This window comes from Achromobacter sp. DH1f, assembly GCF_000633435.1.
Lineage (GTDB): Bacteria > Pseudomonadota > Gammaproteobacteria > Burkholderiales > Burkholderiaceae_B > Achromobacter > Achromobacter deleyi.
In genome coordinates, this window is sequence record NZ_AYMF01000025.1 from 20,190 (window position 1) to 38,064 (window position 17,875).

At 66.6% G+C, this 17,875-nt stretch carries 13 protein-coding genes; 12 read left to right on the forward strand and 1 reads right to left on the reverse strand.

The window, feature by feature from the left end:
• Positions 1–313 precede the first annotated feature (313 nt).
• The gene (locus U858_RS0120890; protein ID WP_198529748.1) at positions 314–5,713 is read left to right on the forward strand and encodes an autotransporter domain-containing protein; all 5,400 of its coding nucleotides are present in this window, start codon (positions 314–316) and stop codon (positions 5,711–5,713) included.
• Positions 5,714–5,756: 43 nt separating this feature from the next.
• Here U858_RS0120890 and U858_RS35970 read toward each other — a convergent pair whose 3' ends face one another.
• Complete coding sequence (locus U858_RS35970) at positions 5,757–5,918, reverse strand: hypothetical protein (protein WP_198529749.1); 162 nt, start codon at positions 5,916–5,918, stop codon at positions 5,757–5,759.
• Positions 5,919–6,078: 160 nt separating this feature from the next.
• Here U858_RS35970 and U858_RS0120905 point away from each other — a divergent pair, with 160 nt between their 5' ends.
• The 11 genes from U858_RS0120905 to U858_RS0120955 all read left to right on the forward strand — a co-directional run bounded on the left by U858_RS0120905 (position 6,079) and on the right by U858_RS0120955 (position 17,842).
• Positions 6,079–7,164, forward strand: a complete 1,086-nt coding sequence (locus U858_RS0120905; RefSeq protein WP_157838834.1) for a hypothetical protein — start codon at positions 6,079–6,081, stop codon at positions 7,162–7,164.
• Positions 7,161–8,078, forward strand: coding sequence for a hypothetical protein (locus tag U858_RS0120910; RefSeq protein ID WP_025139109.1), 918 nt, complete (start codon positions 7,161–7,163; stop codon positions 8,076–8,078). The genes U858_RS0120905 and U858_RS0120910 overlap by 4 nt, the downstream gene beginning before the upstream one ends.
• Positions 8,079–8,106: 28 nt before the next feature.
• Complete coding sequence (locus U858_RS0120915; protein WP_157838835.1) at positions 8,107–8,688, forward strand: hypothetical protein; 582 nt, start codon at positions 8,107–8,109, stop codon at positions 8,686–8,688.
• A gap of 216 nt (positions 8,689–8,904) precedes the next feature.
• A complete protein-coding gene (locus U858_RS0120920; RefSeq protein ID WP_025139111.1) occupies positions 8,905–9,417 on the forward strand; it encodes a sigma-70 family RNA polymerase sigma factor in 513 nt (170 codons plus the stop codon).
• 13 nt (positions 9,418–9,430) lie between these two features.
• The gene (locus U858_RS0120925) at positions 9,431–10,444 is read left to right on the forward strand and encodes a FecR domain-containing protein (protein WP_025139112.1); all 1,014 of its coding nucleotides are present in this window, start codon (positions 9,431–9,433) and stop codon (positions 10,442–10,444) included.
• Between the two features lie 224 nt (positions 10,445–10,668).
• Positions 10,669–12,399, forward strand: coding sequence for an ABC transporter ATP-binding protein (locus U858_RS0120930; protein ID WP_115597001.1), 1,731 nt, complete (start codon positions 10,669–10,671; stop codon positions 12,397–12,399).
• A complete protein-coding gene (locus U858_RS0120935) occupies positions 12,393–14,153 on the forward strand; it encodes an ABC transporter ATP-binding protein (RefSeq protein ID WP_025139114.1) in 1,761 nt (586 codons plus the stop codon). Before U858_RS0120930 ends, U858_RS0120935 begins: the two co-directional genes overlap by 7 nt.
• Positions 14,154–14,185: 32 nt before the next feature.
• Positions 14,186–15,115: an ABC transporter permease gene (locus U858_RS0120940; RefSeq protein ID WP_029954161.1), complete on the forward strand. Its 930-nt coding sequence runs from the start codon at positions 14,186–14,188 to the stop codon at positions 15,113–15,115.
• Positions 15,112–16,056, forward strand: a complete 945-nt coding sequence (locus tag U858_RS0120945; RefSeq protein WP_025139116.1) for an iron chelate uptake ABC transporter family permease subunit — start codon at positions 15,112–15,114, stop codon at positions 16,054–16,056. Before U858_RS0120940 ends, U858_RS0120945 begins: the two co-directional genes overlap by 4 nt.
• Positions 16,053–16,829, forward strand: coding sequence for an ABC transporter ATP-binding protein (locus U858_RS0120950; protein ID WP_025139117.1), 777 nt, complete (start codon positions 16,053–16,055; stop codon positions 16,827–16,829). Before U858_RS0120945 ends, U858_RS0120950 begins: the two co-directional genes overlap by 4 nt.
• Positions 16,826–17,842 (forward strand): siderophore ABC transporter substrate-binding protein, encoded by a 1,017-nt coding sequence (locus U858_RS0120955; protein ID WP_025139118.1) that lies wholly within the window; start codon positions 16,826–16,828, stop codon positions 17,840–17,842. Before U858_RS0120950 ends, U858_RS0120955 begins: the two co-directional genes overlap by 4 nt.
• The last annotated feature ends 33 nt before the right edge of the window (positions 17,843–17,875 follow it).

The following is a 17,875-nucleotide window of genomic DNA, read 5'->3' on the forward strand; positions in this document are numbered from 1 at the left end:
GCCAAATCGGCCGATGCCGCGCTCCAGCGCGCCATCGGCCGAAGGCTTTTCCGGCATGGAACTGATTCGACGCTCGTGTTACTCACCGGTAGGATCGGTGGCCGATCACCCAGGCATACGCCTTTAGTGCCCCAGGCCGGGTGAGCGTCCGCCCTTTTTGTAACCTAAATTGTAAAAAATAATTGCAGGGCGTTATAGTCACGCCCCGGGCGGAAACAGATCGCGTCGTTGCCGTCACCGCCCGTTGTCGTTGCGCGTCGCGCACGCCCAGCATCGATTGCCGCCAACTCAGGAGGAGCAGGCCTTGAATCACGTGTACCGCTTGGTATGGAACCGCGCTATGCGCATGTGGCAACCCGTGTCGGAACTGGCGGCCCAGCCGCGCGGAGGCGCGGCGCCGTCGGCGGTGTACGCGCCGGTGCGGTGGCGGTTGCACGCGGTGGCTGTCGCCCTGGGGCTGGGGCTTGCTGGGTGGGGCTCTGCCGCCCAGGCGCTGTGTTCGGCGGCAGGGCTCACCGTGACGTGCACCGGGTCAGCCTATCCGCTGCAGCCGAGCTACTCCAACGCGGCGAGCGGCCTGGATGTGACGCTGACCCAGAACAGCGGGTTGGGCGTGTTGGTGGGCACTGGCGGTACGGCGCTGCGGCTGCAGAGCAACAATGTAACGGTAACCAATAACGGCGCCATCGACGTGTTCGCATTGGGCTCCGCCCTGAACATTCTGTCGTCGGGACTGGTCATGGGCGTGCCGGAAGCGACGGCGCCGGCCTTTGGCACGTATACCGTCAACAACAACATCTTCGGCATGCTCCGGGGCTCGGGCGACACGACCTACCAGGCGCAGCTGGCGGGCCTGACGGGGATGGCGCTGTCCATCCACAACGGCACGGGCGGCGTGAACAATGTCACCAATGACGGCGTCATTCAGGCCAAGGCGCTGAGCGAAGGCAACCGCGCCAGCGCAGATATGGCAGCCGTGGCGATCTATGGCGGCGGGGTGACCAGTTTCAAAAACACCAGCAGCGGAACCATTGCCGGCCGCGTTGCGTTTGAATCGGCTGGCCCGTTCCTGGGTAACAGTTTCACTAACGCAGGCACGATCAACGGCAGCGTGTCGTTGGGGGCGAACAGCAAAAACACCTTCGTTGCCGAATCCGGCTCGGTGATCAGCGCGGACAGCCAGACGACCGGAACCATTACGGTCGCCAATGTTCCGGGCCTGCTCTTCGCGGCGCCGGGCACGGTGGACGGCGGCGCGGGCGGCGTGAATTCACTGATTTTTGCGGATACCGCCAACCGCGGCGCAGACACCCCCGTCGTCGCCGGCACGTACCTGAATTTCAACAGCCTGACCGTCACCGGCGGTACCTGGAGCCTGTCGGGCGGTGCATTGATGCCTGGGGGCAGCAACATTACGCTCAATGGCGGCACGGTGCTTCTGGACAACAGCGGCGGGCTGGGCTCCAGTGCGATTGTCGCGTCCGGCGGCGGCGTCGGCGCGACGAGCGCAGGCGTGTCGGTGGGCAACTACTTCACGTTGGGCTTGGGCGGCCTGCGCGCGGGCGGCGCCTACGACTTCACGCTGTCCGGCGTGCTGTCGGGCACCGGCGGCTTGACGGTGGCAAGCCCCGGCACGGTCACGCTCACGGGCGCGAACAACTATTCCGGCGGCACCACCGTCGTCTCGGGCGCCACGGTCAAGGGCGATACCACCAGCCTGCAGGGCTCGATTGACAATGACGGGACGGTAATCTTTTCCAGCCCGGCCAACGGCACTTATGCCGGCGCGATGTCCGGCACGGGCAACCTGACCAAGCAAGACACCGGCACCCTGACGATTGGCGGCGCGCTCAGCCATTCTGGCAACACCGCCATCGAGGCAGGCACCCTGCGGGTGGCGCCGGGCGGTTCGATGAGCCCATTGTCGCAGGTGACCCTGAGCCCGAACGCCGCGCTTGACCTTTCCTCAAGCGCCGCTACCCAGTACGTCAATGGCCTGGTCGGCACGGGGGGCACGGTGTCGCTCGGCGCCAACACGTTGAATATCCAGAACGGCGTCGCATCGAGCTTTGGCGGCGTGATCACAGGCACGGGCGGCCTGATCAAGAGCGGCCTGTCCAAGCAGACCCTGACCGGCGTCAACACCTTCACGGGCGGCGTCAATATCCAGTCGGGCACGCTGGCGCTGGGGTCGACCGGCAGACTGGCGGCCGGTTCCATCGTGCGCGTCGGAATGGGGGGCGCGTTCGATATGTCGGCCGGCGCCGCTACCGCGTTGGGCATGCTCAACGGCGATGCAGGCAGCTCGGTTTCCTTGGGCGCCAACACGCTCACGCTGGGGGCGGGCACCTATGACGGCGTGATTGTCGGCACAGGGGGCCTGACCAAGGACACGACCGCCTCGCTGACGCTGAACGGCGTCAACACCTATACCGGCGCGACCCAGGTGAACGCGGGGACCCTGTGGGTGGGCGGGTCGTCTCTGAACAACGGCGCGCGGCTGAACAGCACGGTGACGGTGGCCAGCGGCGCGTCGATCGGCGGCTTCGGCCAGGTGAACGGCGACGTCAATGTGCAGTCCGGCGCCAGCCTGGCGCCTGGCGCGACGGGCGGCACCTTCACCGTCAACGGCAACCTGACGCTGGCGCAGGGCAGCCAGATGAACTATACGTTCGGCGCCCCGGGCAGCGCGGGCCACAGCGTGCAGGTCAACGGCAACCTGGCCTTGAACGGCACGCAGCTCAACATCAACGATGCCGGCGGCTTCGGCTATGGGGTGTATCGCCTGTTCGACTACACCGGCTCGCTGTTGCAGACCAACGGCGGCATCACCGGTGTGCAGGCCGGCCAGACCGTGCAGTACCGGTCTGACGTGAAGCAGATCAACCTGATCAATTCAGGCAACCTCGTCCTCAACATCTGGAACGCCAATGGCCTGGCCACGCCCACTCAGTTTGGCGGCGGGTCCGGCACCTGGTCCCGCAACAGCGCCACCTGGACGGACGCCACTGCGGCCTTGACCTCGATATTCACGCCGACCAACGGCTTCGCCATCTTCGCGGGCGCGCCGGGCACGGTCACCGTGGATGCATCGCAAGGCAGCATCGGCGCCAACGGCGTGCAGTTCGCCGCCGACGGCTATCGCATGAATGGCGACGCGCTCAATCTGGTGGCGCCGTCTGCCGGCGGCTTGACCGAGGTGCGCGTGGGCGACGGCAGCGCGCCGTCGGCGGGCTGGACCGCGACACTGGACAACACCCTCGCCGGCAATGGCCTGAACAAGACGGGCGCGGGCACGCTGGTGCTGAACGGCGCCAACACCTACACCCAGACGCAACTGTCCGCGGGCACGCTGTCGGTGTCGTCCGACGCCAACCTGGGCGCGGCCCTGGGCGGCCTGGACTTCCAGGGCGGCACGCTGCGCGTGACCGGCACGGCCTTCCAGAACACGGCCCGCGCGATCTCGCTGGGCGCGGCAGGCGGCGGGCTGGACATCGCCGACGCCGCCAACACCTTCACGGTGTCGCAATCGCTGTCGGGCAATGGCGGCCTGGCCAAGCTGGGCGCGGGCACGCTGGTGCTGACGGGCGCCAACTCTTACCTGGGCGCCACCACCGTGGCCGCAGGCAAGCTGCAAGTGGGCGATGGCGGCACCGCGGGCAGCATCGCCGGCAACGCCGACATCCAGGCCGGCGGCACGCTGGCCTTCAAGCGCAACGACCGCGTGGTCTACGACGGCGCGATTTCCGGTTCGGGCAACCTGCGCCAGGAAGGCTCCGGCACGCTGGTGCTGACGGGCAACAGCACGTTCACCGGCATCACCACCATCGCCTCGGGTTCGCTGCAGGTGGGCGACGGCGCCAACAGCGGCACGCTGGGCGGCACCGTCATCAACAACGGCAGCCTGACCTTCAACCGCGCGACCGATTCGACGTTCGCAGGCGCATTCGCCGGCACGGGCTCGGTCTTCAAGGTGGGCGCCGGCACGCTGGCCTTGACGGGCGACAGCAGCGCGTTCACCGGCACGACATTGGTGTCGACGGGCGGGCTGCAGGTTGACGGCAAGCTCGGCGGCACGGTGATCACGACCGCGCAGGACAACACGGTGTCGGGCACCGGCACGCTGAACCATCTGTTGCTGGGCGGCGGCGCCACCTTGGCGCCGGGCAATGCCGCCACGCCATTTGGCACGTTGAACGTACAGGGCAACCTGAGCATGCAGCCGGGCTCATCGCTGCGCGTGGCCGCGACGGCCGACGGCCAGCACAGCGCCGTCCATGTCGGCGGCATCGCCAGCCTGGCCGGCTCGGTGCTGCACGTGGGCCAGAACGGCTCCTATGCGCCGTCCACCACCTACACGATCCTGACCGCGGGCGGGGGCGTGCAAGGCCGCTTTGGCGATGTGTCCAGCAACCTGGCCTTCCTGACGCCGTCGCTGGCCTATGGCGCGAACCAGGTGGACCTGTCGATGCAGCTCAAGCAGGTGCCGGACAACGGCAATGGCGGCACGGGTGGCAACAATGGCAACGGCGGCAATGGCGAGAGCGGCGGCGGTACGCGTCCGATCCAGTTCGCCGACGTTGCCGTCACCGGCAACCAGCGTTCGGTGGCGGATGCGCTGCAAAGCCTGCCTGCCAATAGCCCATTGCGCCTTCGCGTGCTGAACCTGTCCACCGGTGAGCCGCTCGATGTCTTCAACGGCCTGTCCGGCGAGGCCCACGCGACCAACGTGTCGGTGGTGCAGGGGGTGGCCAACACCTTCGTGCAGGTGCCGATGAACCGCCTGCGCGCCAACCTGGCGGCAGGCATGCTGCCTGGCGTGCCCACTGCCCAACTGGGCCTGGGCAACGCGGCCGCCTTGCCGCAATCGTCGGCGCAGCCGCTTTGGGCGCAGGTCTTTGGCAACTGGAGCTCGCTGAGCGGCAACGGCAACGCGGCCAGCACCACGCAGAGCGACAGCGGCGTGTCCGTGGGCGGCGATGTGGCCGTCGGCGGTGGCTGGCGCCTGGGCGGGGCCTTGGGCTTTGCCAACAGCCGCAGCCGCACCGGCGACCGCGCGTCCAGCTCGCAGGCCGACAGCTACAGCGTGACCGTCTATGGCGGCAAGGCGTTCGACGCTGGCAGCGCCAAGCTCAATCTGAGCCTGGGCGCGTCCTACACCTGGCACGACATGAAGACCCAGCGCTACGCGAACGCCGCCGGCCTGCCGCAGACGCTGAAGGCCGACTACGACGGCAACACCAGCCAGGTGTTCGGCGAACTCGGCTACGCCATGCCGCTGACCGACCGCGTCACGCTGGAACCGTTCGTGGGCGCCGGCTTCAGCAGCCTGCGCACGCAGGGCTTCACCGAGTCGGGCGGCGACGCCGCGCTGCGCGGCGATGCCGGCCGCAACAACGTCACCACCACCACGCTCGGCCTGCACGCACGCAGCGCCTTCGAAAGCGCCGGGGCGCAAGGGCAGTTGTTCGGCACGCTGGGCTGGCGTCACGCTTTCGGCGATGTCGATCCGGCCAGCACCCTGTCGTTCGTGCAGGGCGGCGATTCCTTCACCACCAACGGCGTGCCGATCGCGCGCGATGCGGCGCTGGTCGAACTGGGCGTGAACATGGCGGTCAGCAAGCGCACCACCGTGGGCGTGAGCTACGGCGGCCAGTATGGCGAAGGCAACCAGCAGCACTCGGGCACGCTGGACGTGCGTTACCGGTTCTGATGGAAAGCAGGGGGGGGGGCGGACACGGTCCGGCCCCCCCTATTCATCGGCTGCGGAACTCTCTAAGTTCTCTAAGTTCTCTAAGTTCTCTAAGTTCTCTAAGTTCTCCAAGTTCTCCAAGTTCTCCAAGTTCTCCAAGTTCTCCAAGTTCTCCAAGTTCTCCAAGTTCTCCAAGTTCTCCAAGTTCTCCAAGTTCTCCAAGCACACGACTAGGTAATCTCTATCGTTGTTAGGTGTCTATAAATTTTTCAAAATTGTCATATTTGCTGTTCAGCAAATATATGATATTGTTTAAAAATTGGATTTCATAAATAATTTGCTGTTCAGCAAATATGGCTCATAACCCTCGACTTCTCTCTCTCTTCATGCTTCAGCTGCACGCGCGTGGCGTAGACGCCCATCAGCTTGTGCTCGATGACTTTGCTCGCCTGTCTACAGATGCGCGACGGCGTTGGGATGGAGTGGTTGGCGTCAGTGCGGGGGACGGCAAGCGTCGTGTGATGCTGGCTCTGCATATTCTGAGCACAGCCTATCCTCGGGACGTCCGGCAAGCGATTGATCAATTTCGCCATGCGCAAGTTGATCTGCGTCAGCTGTCCAACGTCCCCGTGTATCCGGTCCTGCTCTCGGAAAATCTAAGCCCCGGGGCGAAAAGCACTCTGAGAGAAGCGGGGATTGGCTATTTCGAAGTCAGTGGAACGATGTACCTGGATTTCGGATTCCGTCTCATAGACATCGAGCGGACTGCGAAACGCAAGCCGCGTCGGGCGGCAGACTTGTTTTCGGAATCACGAGAGACCGTTATTCATGCTGTCTTGCACAGATGGTGGGCGGCGTTGGCGGGTGATTCCCAAGTGCCGGAGTGGTTTTCAAACATCGAAATTGCCAATGATTCGATGGCCTCGCCGTACACGGTCTCCCAGACCCTGAAAGAGCTGGAACTTATGGAAATCGTGTGCAGTGAGGGGGGCGGGCCAACCAAGAAGCGCAGGCTTGAACGGCCAGGCCAACTTCTGGACTTGTGGGGCCAAGCCTGGAATGACTCTGTATCAACACGTTTGCCTTGCTATTGGTTCGCTTCGACTGACCTGGTCGGAAAGCTGGCTGCGGCGTTGCGTGATGAGAGCGGATGGTTGTTCACGGGGGCCGCAATGGCCAATCAGTTGATGCATACGCTGACCGAGGTGAATCGGGTAGAAGTTGTGGTGCCTCGAGGCGAGGCCAGCCGCTATGCGCAGGGACTCAGGGCGGAGACAGCCGAAATTGGCGCGAATGTGGTGTTCGTAGAGAGGCAGGCTGCCGCATTTCTCTTTCCGGAAAAAACGGCAGGCGGGCTTCCGCAGGCTAGCCCGTTTATTCAATATCTTGACCTTCTGAACGGCTATGGCCGCAACGATCTGTTGGCAGGGGATTTTCGTAGGAAAGTCCTGCGCCTGGAAGCTCAACAATGAACGTCAAATACAAAGAAGCGGCGTCGTACAACCCTGCCGTGGCAGACGCATGTGAGATTGCCCTGGTGCGCCTCATGCTTGCATTCTCCTCGCACAAGCATCTTTTGCGTCTGGTGGGCGGTCTGGTTCCACGATACTTGACGCCGACGAATCTTCCCAAGGTACCCGCACACATTGGCACGACCGACGTCGATGTCGTCCTCAACGTCGAAGTATTGCTCAAAGATGGAGAGAACTATTCGTCATTGCGAGAGCAATTGCGTGCTGCGGGTTTTTCCCGTCTGATGCGCAACGGACATCCAAGTTCCTGGCAATGGGTGTGCCACGTGGGCGCCTACGACATCGTCGTCGAATTTCTGCAGCATACCGATGGGGAAGACGCGGGGCGGTTGGCTTCGCTAGCCCACGAGGACGTATCCGCGTGCCGCATTCAGCATATTGGTATCGTTGAGGACTGGTTCGAGGCCAAAGACGTAACCCTGACGTTGGAAGACGGCATCCGCACCGAGACCATTCGCTATGCGGACGTCGTGAGTTTCGTCGTGTTGAAGGCATTGGCTTTTGATTCTCGCGCTGAGCGCAAGGATGCGGCGGATCTTGATCATGTGCTCAGGTACGCGGGTGAGCTTGAAGCGACTGCTGATCAGTTCGCCGCTCGGATGAGAGAGGGAAAGCATCAGACGGCCGTTCAGGACGCATTAGCCGCATTGGTCAAGAATTTCTGCACCGACCAAGCCGGAGAAGGGCATCGCAAGAGCGGACCGGGCGCGTCTGCGGCTTTTAGAGGTTTCGATCGCAAGGAGAACGAAGACGCCTTCGCCCGTGAGTGCCGCGATGTCAGTGGGCGGGTCACAGAGTTGCTTCGATTGCTTGAGTCGAGAGTCCTGCAGAGCATCTTGCCCAAAGAGTCCTGAGATTCCTTTTGGTTCAGGAGCGTTGCTTATGAAGGTTCGAGCGAAGATGACCTATTGGCTGTCCGGTATTGCTCTGCTCGGCGGCCTGGCCGCGTCCGCTTGCGCGCAGGAGATTTCCCTGCCCGAGCAAGGCATTGCCTTCACCTTGCCCGACGGCTGGACCTACCAGGTGCAGCAAGAACAGGGCGCCTGGCTGATCTCGCTGGAATCCGGCCCGACCAGCCAGCACGGCTGCTCGCTCAACGCCCGCAAGCTGCCGTCCGGCCAGTCGCAAAGCGCGCTGAACCTGAAGATGGAACAGTTCCCCAGCACCCGGGAATACTGGGAAGACAACCTGCGCAAGAAAGGCAGCGTCGTGACCGTGCTGAAAACCGGCAAGGACATGATCGGCCAGGCCCTGGCGCCATGGGTCGTCTACGAGTCGGCCGAAGGCCCGGTCAGCGGCGGCGCTTTCATCACCGCCAAGAACTTTGCCGCCGTGACGCCTGCGCAGGTCTGGACGATCGTGTGCGGCGCGCAGCACGCCACGCGGGAAGGCGCCAAGGCGGAGTTTGCCCGCTGGGCACCGGTGTTCGATCGGTTCGCGGCGTCGATTCGGTTCAGTCAGTAGCAAGCAGCCTCGCAGCTGAGTGACCTCGGATTTCACTCGAACGGGGGTTTTCAGCAAACGCTGAAAACGCCATTTTCAGTGAAATTGGTCTGTGGTCAGCCCCCCGACAGCCCCTGCAAATTGCGAACCCGCCCGATTTTGACGATAATGAATAAGAATTGTTCTTATTTTTCGGCGAGCCGTCCCCGTGCTGGCCTTTGAGGTCGCCAGGGCATTGTGAGCACCGCTGAGTTCGAGCATCAGGTCAAGACGCTGTACGCCGACCACTACGGTTGGTTGCGCGGGCTATTGCGCCGCAAGTTGGGCAATCCGTTCGATGCCGCGGACCTGGCCCACGACGTCTATCTCTATCTGCTCAAGACCGGCCGCATTCCGCCGCCCGACCATTCGCGCCGCGACCTGACGCAGATTGCCAACGGCATGGTGGTGGACCTGTACCGCCGCCGTCAGATCGAAGCCGCCTATCTGGAAGCGCTGGCCCTCGTGTCCGACCCGTTCGGGCCGTCCGAGGAAACGCGCGCGCTGGCCGTGGAAGCGCTGGTGCAGGTCGACGCCGCGCTGAACAAGCTGGCGCCCAAGGCGCGCAAGGCGCTGCTGCTGTGCAAGCTGGATGGCATGAGCTATCGCGACATCGCCGCCGAGCTCGGCGTGTCGGTGTCGTCGGTGGAGAAGTACATCGCCGCCGGCATGGCCGCCTGCTACCAGACGATGTACGGCGCGGCGCGTTGACGCGGCCAAGCCCATGCGCGCGTCTTATCCCACCCCCCCATTGAACAGCCCGGACGGCGCCGATGAAGCGCTGGATGCGGCCGTGATCCTGCGCGCATCCGAATGGCTGGCGCGGCTGGGTGCGGACGACGCGTCCGACGCCGATCGGGCGGCCTGTGCGCGCTGGCGCGCCGAACACCCCAAGCATGAGCTGGCCTGGAACCGGCTGAACGATTGCGACGGCCGCTTGCGCAGCCTGCCGCGCGACGTGGCGCGGCATGCGCTGCGTGAATCGACGTCCGGCGCACGCCAGGGCCGTCGCCGGCTGCTGCAGTTGCTGGGCCTGGGCGTGGTGGTGGGCGGCGTGGCGTATGCGGTGCGCGGCACGCAGGCCTGGCAACTGGCCACCGCAGCGCACAGCACCGGCACGGGCGACATCCGCGACCTCACCTTGCCCGATGGCACGCGGGTGGTGCTGGCGTCGGCCTCGGCGATCGATGTGCGCTTTGATGACAACGAACGCCTGCTGGTGCTGCGCGCCGGCCAGATCCTGGTGACGACCGCGCCCGACCCCGCACCCGCCGCGCGGCCGTTCCGGGTGCGCGGCCGTGACGGCGTGGTGCAGGCCCTGGGCACGCGCTTTTCACTGCGGCAGGACGATGCCACGTCCAGCGTGGCCGTGTTCGAAGGCGCGGTGGAAGTGCGGCCGACCTATGCGGGCAGCAGCCCCACGCGGGTCGATGCGGGCCAAGGGGCGACCTTCAACGCCGACCGGGTGCAGACGCCCGAAGCCGTGCCGGACAGCGATGCCGCCTGGACGCGCGGCATGCTGGTGGCCGACAACATGCGGCTGGACGACCTGGTGGCCGAGCTGGCGCGTTACCGCAGCGGGCACCTGGCCTGCGATCCGGCCGTGGGCGACCTGCGGGTGAACGGCATCTTCCCGCTGCGCGATACCGACCGGGCGCTGCATAACCTGACGCTGGCGTTGCCGGTGGCGATCAGCCGCCATACGCGCTACTGGGTGACGGTGTTGCCGGCGCAATAGGGGTGGCCCTGAGAAAGGCGCAGTTACAGCTTGATGCAATGCCGGATTGAGGGATTTCCGGTCTCGTTCGAGAGACAGGATGAGAACCATCCATTTTTTTCGAACCCGAGGAGTCCCGCAACGTGGCCGCATCTTCCGCCCGCCCGGTCAGCCCTGTGCGCCGTGTGCTGGCCCCCATCCGCAGCCGATTGATCTGCGCCGGCGTGCTGGCGGCGCTGGGCGCCATGCTGACGCTGGTGCCGCTGGCCGGCATCGTCCGGCTGGCGCATATCGCGCGGGATGCCTCGGGCGGCCTGGCCATGGCGCAGGACGAGATCGTGCGCACGGTGGTCGTCAGCCTGGCCAGCCTGTTCGCCGGCATCGTGCTGATCGGCTTGGGCGAACTGGTGGCGCACCTGGCCGACAACCGCATGACGCATGCGCTGCGCCTGGCCGTGATGCGGCGCCTGGCGCAGGTGCCGCTGGGCTGGTTCACCAGCCGTGCATCGGGCGAGGTCAAGCAGGTGATGCAGGACGACATCGGCACGCTGCATGAACTGACCGCCCATTTCTACACCACCACGGGCCGCGCGGTGGGCGCCATCGCCATCTCGGTGCTGTTCCTGTTTGCGCTGGATTGGCGCATGGCGATCGTGTCGCTGCTGCCGTTTCCCGCCTTTCACCTGGTGTTCGGCGCCGCCAAGAAAGCCATCGACCCTGCCAACATGCAGGCCTTCGTTGCCACGCAAACGCGGCTGAACAACGCGGTGAACGAATTCGTCGGCGGAATTTCCGCCGTGAAAGCCTTTGGCGCCGACGGCCGCGCGCACCGCGGTTATCACGAGGCGGTGGACGGCTTTGCCGGCGCCTTCCTGGCCTTCACGCGGCCCCTGGTGGCGCCGCTGGCCAACGCCAATGCGTTGATCGCGCCGGCCGCCGTGCTGGCCGTGGTGCTGGCGTTTGGCACGCTGTTCGTCGGCCTGGGCTGGATCGCGCCCATCGACATCCTGCCGTTCGCGCTGGTGGCGCCGGGCATTGCCGCCCCGCTGCAGCTGCTGGGCTTCATCACCCACGGCGTGGCCCACGCGACAGGCGCCGCGCAGCGCGTGCAGGCGCTGCTGGACACGCCGATGCTGGCGCAGCCGGACCCGGCGCTGCGCCAGGTGCCGGACGGCAACGCCGTGCGCTTCGAGCAGGTCTCGTATGCCTACGACGCGCGCGAGCCGGTACTGTCGGACGTGAGCTTCACCCTGGCGCCCGGCTCGGTGACGGCGCTGGTGGGCGCGTCGGGGTCCGGAAAATCGACGCTGGCGCGGCTGTTGCTGCGCTTTTTCGATCCGGCCCAGGGCCGCATCACCGTGGGCGGCGCGGACCTGCGGCTGATCGAATCGACCACGTTGTATCGCCGCATCGGCTTCGTGCTGCAAGAGGTGCGGCTGATCCATGCCAGCGTGCGCGACAACATCGCGCTGGGCCGCCCCGACGCCAGCCCGCACGAGATCGAAGAGGCCGCGCGCGCTGCTAATATCCACGACCGCATCCTGGCGCTGCCCCGCGGCTACGACTCGGTGGTTGGCGAAGATGCGCGCCTGTCGGGCGGCGAGCAGCAGCGCGTCAGCATCGCGCGCGCGATCTTGCTGGACCCGCCGGTGCTGGTGCTGGACGAAGCCACCTCGGCCGCGGACGCTGGCAACGAGGCGGCGATCCAGGAAGCACTGTCACGCTTTGCACAAGGCCGCACGCTGCTGGTGATTGCCCATCGGCTGGATACCGTCATGCATGCCGACCGCATCATCGTGCTGGACCAAGGCCGGGTGTGCGAGCAGGGCAGTCACGCGGAACTGCTGGCGCGGCAGGGGCGCTATGTACGGTTGTGGCAAATGGGCGGGTATGCCGAGGCGCAGGACGGGCCACCCGATGGGCTGCCGGATCGGGCCGCGCCGCTGCACCAACCCCAGGCGGTGCCGTCATGCTGAAGCGCTTTCTCTTTCTGCTGGGCGACGACGCACCCGTAGGCCGCCGCTATGTCTGGATGGCGGTCGCCTATGGCGTGTTGTGCGGGCTGACCATCGTGACGGTCGCGCCGGTGTTGACGCGGCTGCTGGCCGGCGATTGGGTCGGCGCATTGCCGTGGCTGGCGCTGCTGGCCGCGGGCGCCGTGGCCGCCTGGGCCTGGCGGCGCCGGGTCGAGCGCGCCGGGGTGGGCGTGGGTTATGCCGTGCTGCAAGGCGTGCGCCACCGCATCGGCACGCATGTGGCCGGCCTGCCGGTCAGCTGGTTCACGCCCGCCAATACGGCTCGGCTGGGCCATGTGGTGTCGCACGGCATGATGGAAGTGGCGCAGTTGCCGGCGCACGTGTTCACGCCGGTCATCAGCGGGGCGGTCGCGCCCCTGGTGGTGGTCGCGGCCTTGCTGGCGCTGCACTGGCAGATCGGCCTCATCACGCTGCTGGCCCTGCCGCTGGTGGCAGCGGCGCTGTGGCTGTCGGTGCGCCTGGGCCGGCGTGCGGACCAGGCGTTTCATGACGATGCCGCCCGCGCCAGCCATCGCATGGTGGAATTCGCGCAGGCCCAATCGGTGCTGCGGGCGTTCAATGGCGCAGAGGGCGGCACGCGCTTCATGGCCCAGGCCATCGATCGGCAAGGCCGTTCGGCCCTGCGTGCGATCTTCGTGTCGACCCTGTCGGTGGTGTTGAACGCCTGGATGGTGCAGGCGGCTTTCGCCGCGGCGCTGATTGCCGCCGCGCTGGGGTTGCTGCAGGCGATGCAGGGCGGCATGGACCCCGGCGCGGCGGCCTCGTTGATCGTGTCGTTGCTGCTGGTGTGCCGCTATGTCGATCCGCTGCTGGAAGTGGCGGGCTACGGCGAAGCCCTGCGCGGCGCACGGGTGCACCTGGACGCCTTGACGGACATCCTGGCGGTGCCGCCCATGCCGCAGCCGGCGTCGCCGCGCCAGCCGCAGGACGCCTCGGTGACACTGCGCGGCGTGGGCTTTCGCTACGACGCGGCCGGCCCGGACGTGCTGTCGGACGTCAACCTGCACGTGGCGTCAGGCAGCATGACAGCGCTGGTGGGCGAATCCGGTTCGGGCAAGTCCACCGTGTTCGGGCTGATCGCGCGGGCGTTCGACGCGGATCGCGGCAGCGTATGCGTGGGCGGTGTGGATGTGCGTGCGCAGTCCGCCGCGGACCTGGTCGGGCATCTCAGCCAGGTGTTCCAGGATGCGTGGTTGTTCCAGGGCAGCATTGCCGACAACCTGCGCGTCGGCAAGCCGGATGCCAGCGATGCCGAACTGCGCGAGGCGGCCCGCGAAGCCGGCGTGGACGAGATTGCCGCGCGCTTGCCGCAGGGCCTGGATACGCCGGTCGGCGAGGGCGGCGCGCGCCTGTCCGGCGGCGAACGCCAGCGCATCGCGATCGCCCGCGCCCTGCTCAAGGACGCGCCGATCCTGCTGATCGACGAGGCCACCGCCGCGCTGGACGCCGAGAACCAGGCGGCCGTGGCGGGCGCGCTGGCGCGGCTGCGCGGCAAGCGCACGCTGATCGTGATTGCGCACCAGCTGTCCACCATCGCGGCGGCCGACCAGATCGTGGTGCTGGCAGACGGCGAAGTGGTCGAGCAGGGCACGCCCGCGCAGTTGCTGGCGCTGGGCGGGCGCTATGCGCGTTTTCTGGCGCAACGCCAGGCCGCCAAGGGCTGGCGCATCGCCGGCCAGGGCCCGGCGCGGTGACCGCTGTGCGTTCGGCCTGGGGCCCCGCCGCCATGCTGGCGCTGTTCGCCATGCTGTGCCTCGCGTCGGTGCTGGTGGGCGCGCGCCAGGTGGCCTGGGCGCAACTGGCGTCGGGCACCGGCGACGCCTGGCTGACGCTGACCGCCAGCCGGCTGCCGCGCCTGGCGGCGTTGATCCTGTCCGGCGTGGGCCTGGCCATCTGCGGGGTGATCCTGCAGCACATCGTGCGCAACAAGTTCGTGGAACCCGCGACGTCGGGCGGGCTGGACGCCGCCAAACTGGGCATCCTGGTATCGCTGGCCTGGCTGGCCGATGCGGGGCCGGCCACGCGCATGGCGTTTGCGCTGGCCTTCAGCTTCGCGGCCAGCCTGGTGTACGTGGCCATCATCCGCCGCATCCATTTTCGCAACACGGTGCTGGTGCCGGTGATCGGCCTGATGTATGGCGGCGTGCTGAGCGCGGCGGCCGAGTTCTACGCCTACCGCCACAACATCCTGCAAAGCATGCAGGGCTGGCTGATGGGCGATTTCTCGAAAGTGGTGCAGGGCAACTACGAAATCATCTACCTGATCCTGCCCATCGTCGTGCTGACCTACCTGTACGCGCAGCGCCTGACGGTGCTGGGCATGGGCGAGGGCATGGCGCGGGCGCTGGGCCTGAACTACGCCGCCACCGCTGCGCTGGGCCTGATGCTGGTGGCGGTGACGGTAGCGGCCACCGTCATCACGGTAGGCGCGATTCCGTTCGTCGGCCTGGTGGTGCCGAACCTGGTGGCCTTGAAGTACGGCGACAACCTGCGCCGCACGCTGCCGCTGGTGGCGCTGGGCGGCGCCTCGCTGCTGCTGGCCTGCGACATCCTGGGCCGGCTGGTCATCTATCCGTTCGAAGTGCCCATCGGCCTGACGGCCGGCGGTATCGGCGGGCTGCTGTTCCTGGCGTTGATATGGCGCAGCCGGCGATGACGCGCGGGACCACGCTGCTGTGGCTGGGCGTCGCCGTGCTGGCGGCGGTGTTCGTGCTGGCAGGCTCGGGGCTGGATGTCGACTACGTGATTCCCAAGCGGCTCGTGCGCCTGGCCGCGATGCTGGTCGGGGGCGTGTGCGTGGCCACGTCGTCGATCCTGTTCCAGACCCTGACCGGCAACCGCATCCTGACGCCGGCGATCATGGGCTACGAAGCGGTGTACCTGCTGTTGCAGGCGTCGCTGGTGCTGGCCCTGGGCATGGGCAGCGTGGTGCTGCTGGGCCGGGACGGCAATTTCTGGGTATCGATGCTGGCGATGCTGGCCTATTCGTGGGGCATCCACCGCTGGCTGTTCCGCGGCGCGCGCCGCGACGTGGTGTTCCTGCTGCTATTGGGGCTGGTGCTGACGATGGTGATGAGCACCTTCACGCAATTCGTGCAGCTGCGCACCAGCCCGGGCGAATTCGCGGTGCTGCAAGGGTTCAGCCAGGCATCGTTCAATCGCGTGGCGCCGGGCCAGTTGCTGCAAGGCGCCTTGCTGGCCGGCGTGGCCTGCGTGGCCGCCTGGCGCATGCTGCCGGAGCTGGACGTGCTGGCGCTGGGGCGCGACCAGGCGCAGTCGCTGGGGGTGGACCATGGCCGCTGCGTGGCGCGGGTGCTGGCCGTGATCGCGGTGCTGGTGGCGGTGTCGACCAGCCTGCTGGGGCCGACCGCGTTCATGGGCATCTTCGTGGCCAACATCGCCTATGCGCTGACGAACACCTCGCGTCACCGGATCACGCTGCCGCTGGGCTGCGGCATCGCGATCGGCATGTTCATCGCGGCGCAGACGCTGGTCGAGCAGGTCTTCAACTACCGCACCACTGTCGGCATCCTGGTCAACCTGGTGTGCGGCGCCTATTTCCTTTTCCTGATGATCCGATCGCGAGGCCCCGCATGATCCGCGTGCAAGACGTGCAGATGGAATACGGTGGCAAGCGCGTGCTGGCCGGCGTCAGCACGGCGTTCCCGGCGGGCCGGCTGACGTCGTTGATCGGCCCCAACGGCGCCGGCAAGACCACGCTGTTGATGCTGATGGCGCGCCTGCTTGAACCCACGTCGGGCAGCATCCTGCTCGATGATCGCGAGGTGTCCGGCATCCGCCTCGGCGACTATGCCCGGCGCGTGGCCACGCTGCGGCAGTCGCCGGGCTTTCACCTGCGCCTGACGGTGGACGAGCTGGTCGCGTTTGGACGCTTTCCGCACAGCCGTGGCACGCTGACCCCGGCGGATCGCCGGGCCATCGACGAGGCCATCGCCTTCCTGTCGCTGCAATCCCTGCGGCACGCCTACATCGATGAACTGAGCGGCGGGCAGCGGCAGCTGGCGTTCCTGGCCATGACCATTGCGCAGCAGACCGATTGCCTGCTGCTGGACGAGCCGCTGAACAACCTGGACATGAAGCACGCCGTGCGCATCATGCGCGCGCTGCGGCGGCTGTGCGACGAGCAGGGCCGCACCGTGATCCTGGTGGTGCACGACATCAATTTTGCGGCCCGCTATTCGGACCACGTGGTGGCGCTCAAGCAGGGCGCGCTGCATGCCGCCGGGCCGGTTGCCGACGTGGTGACGCAGGCGGGCTTGCGCGAGCTGTACGAACTGGACTTCGACATCGTCCACGGCGCGCGCGGACCGCTGTGCGACTACTTCAATCCTTCAGGAGATCTGGAATGAACCGGAACATCGGACCCCGTCGCTGGGCCGTCGGCGTGCTGCTGTGCGCCGTGGCGGCGTTGCAAGGCTGCGAGCGCCAGCCGGCCGCCGCGCCGTCGGCGAGCGGCGCGGCAACGCCTGCCAACACCACCAGCGCGGCCAGCGCGCCGGCCTACCCCGCCATCACCGTGACCCACAAGCTGGGCGCTACCGTGATCGAACGGCGTCCGCAGCGCGTGGCCGCGCTGGACATGAACGAGGTGGACCTGCTGGATCAACTGGGCGTACCGGTCGTCGCCATGCCCAAGGACTTCGTGCCGCACTTTCTGGCCCGATACAAGACGGATGCCGCCGTGCAGGACATCGGCGCCATCGTCTCGCCGAACCTGGAGCGCATCCACGCGGCCCGGCCCGACCTGATCCTGATGACCTCGATCCAGGCCAACCACTACCGCGAACTGAGCGAGATTGCCCCCACGATTCATTTCGACGTGGACTTCGGCAACAGCGAACACGGCCACCTGGGCGTCGTGAAAGACCACCTGATGACGTTGGGCAGGATCTTCGGCAAGGAAGACGTGGCGCGCGCCAAGGCCGCCGAGCTGGACGCCAAGGTGGCCGAGGCCCGGCAAGAGATCCAGGGGCGTCCGGAAAAAGCCCTGATCGTGCTGCACAACAACGGCGCCTTCAGTTCCTTCGGCCCCAAGTCGCGCTACGGCTTCGTGTTCGATGCACTGGGCGTCACGCCCGCCAGCAGCGCCGTCGAGGCCGGGCTGCACGGCCAGCCGATCTCCAGCGAATTCATCCAGCAGGCCGACCCCGACATTCTCTACGTCGTGGACCGCACGGCGGTCATGGAACGCCGGCCGGTCCTGACCGCAGACGCCATTGCCAACCCGCTGCTGCGCCAGACCACCGCCTGGAAGACGGGCCGGGTGGTGTTCGTGGATGCCGACGCCTGGTACGTGGCGGGCGCCAGCGTGACGTCCTTGAAGCTGGTGATCGACGACGTGATGAAGGGCTATCGACCGTGAACAGGCCGGCCGGCAGACGGGTTACATATTCGT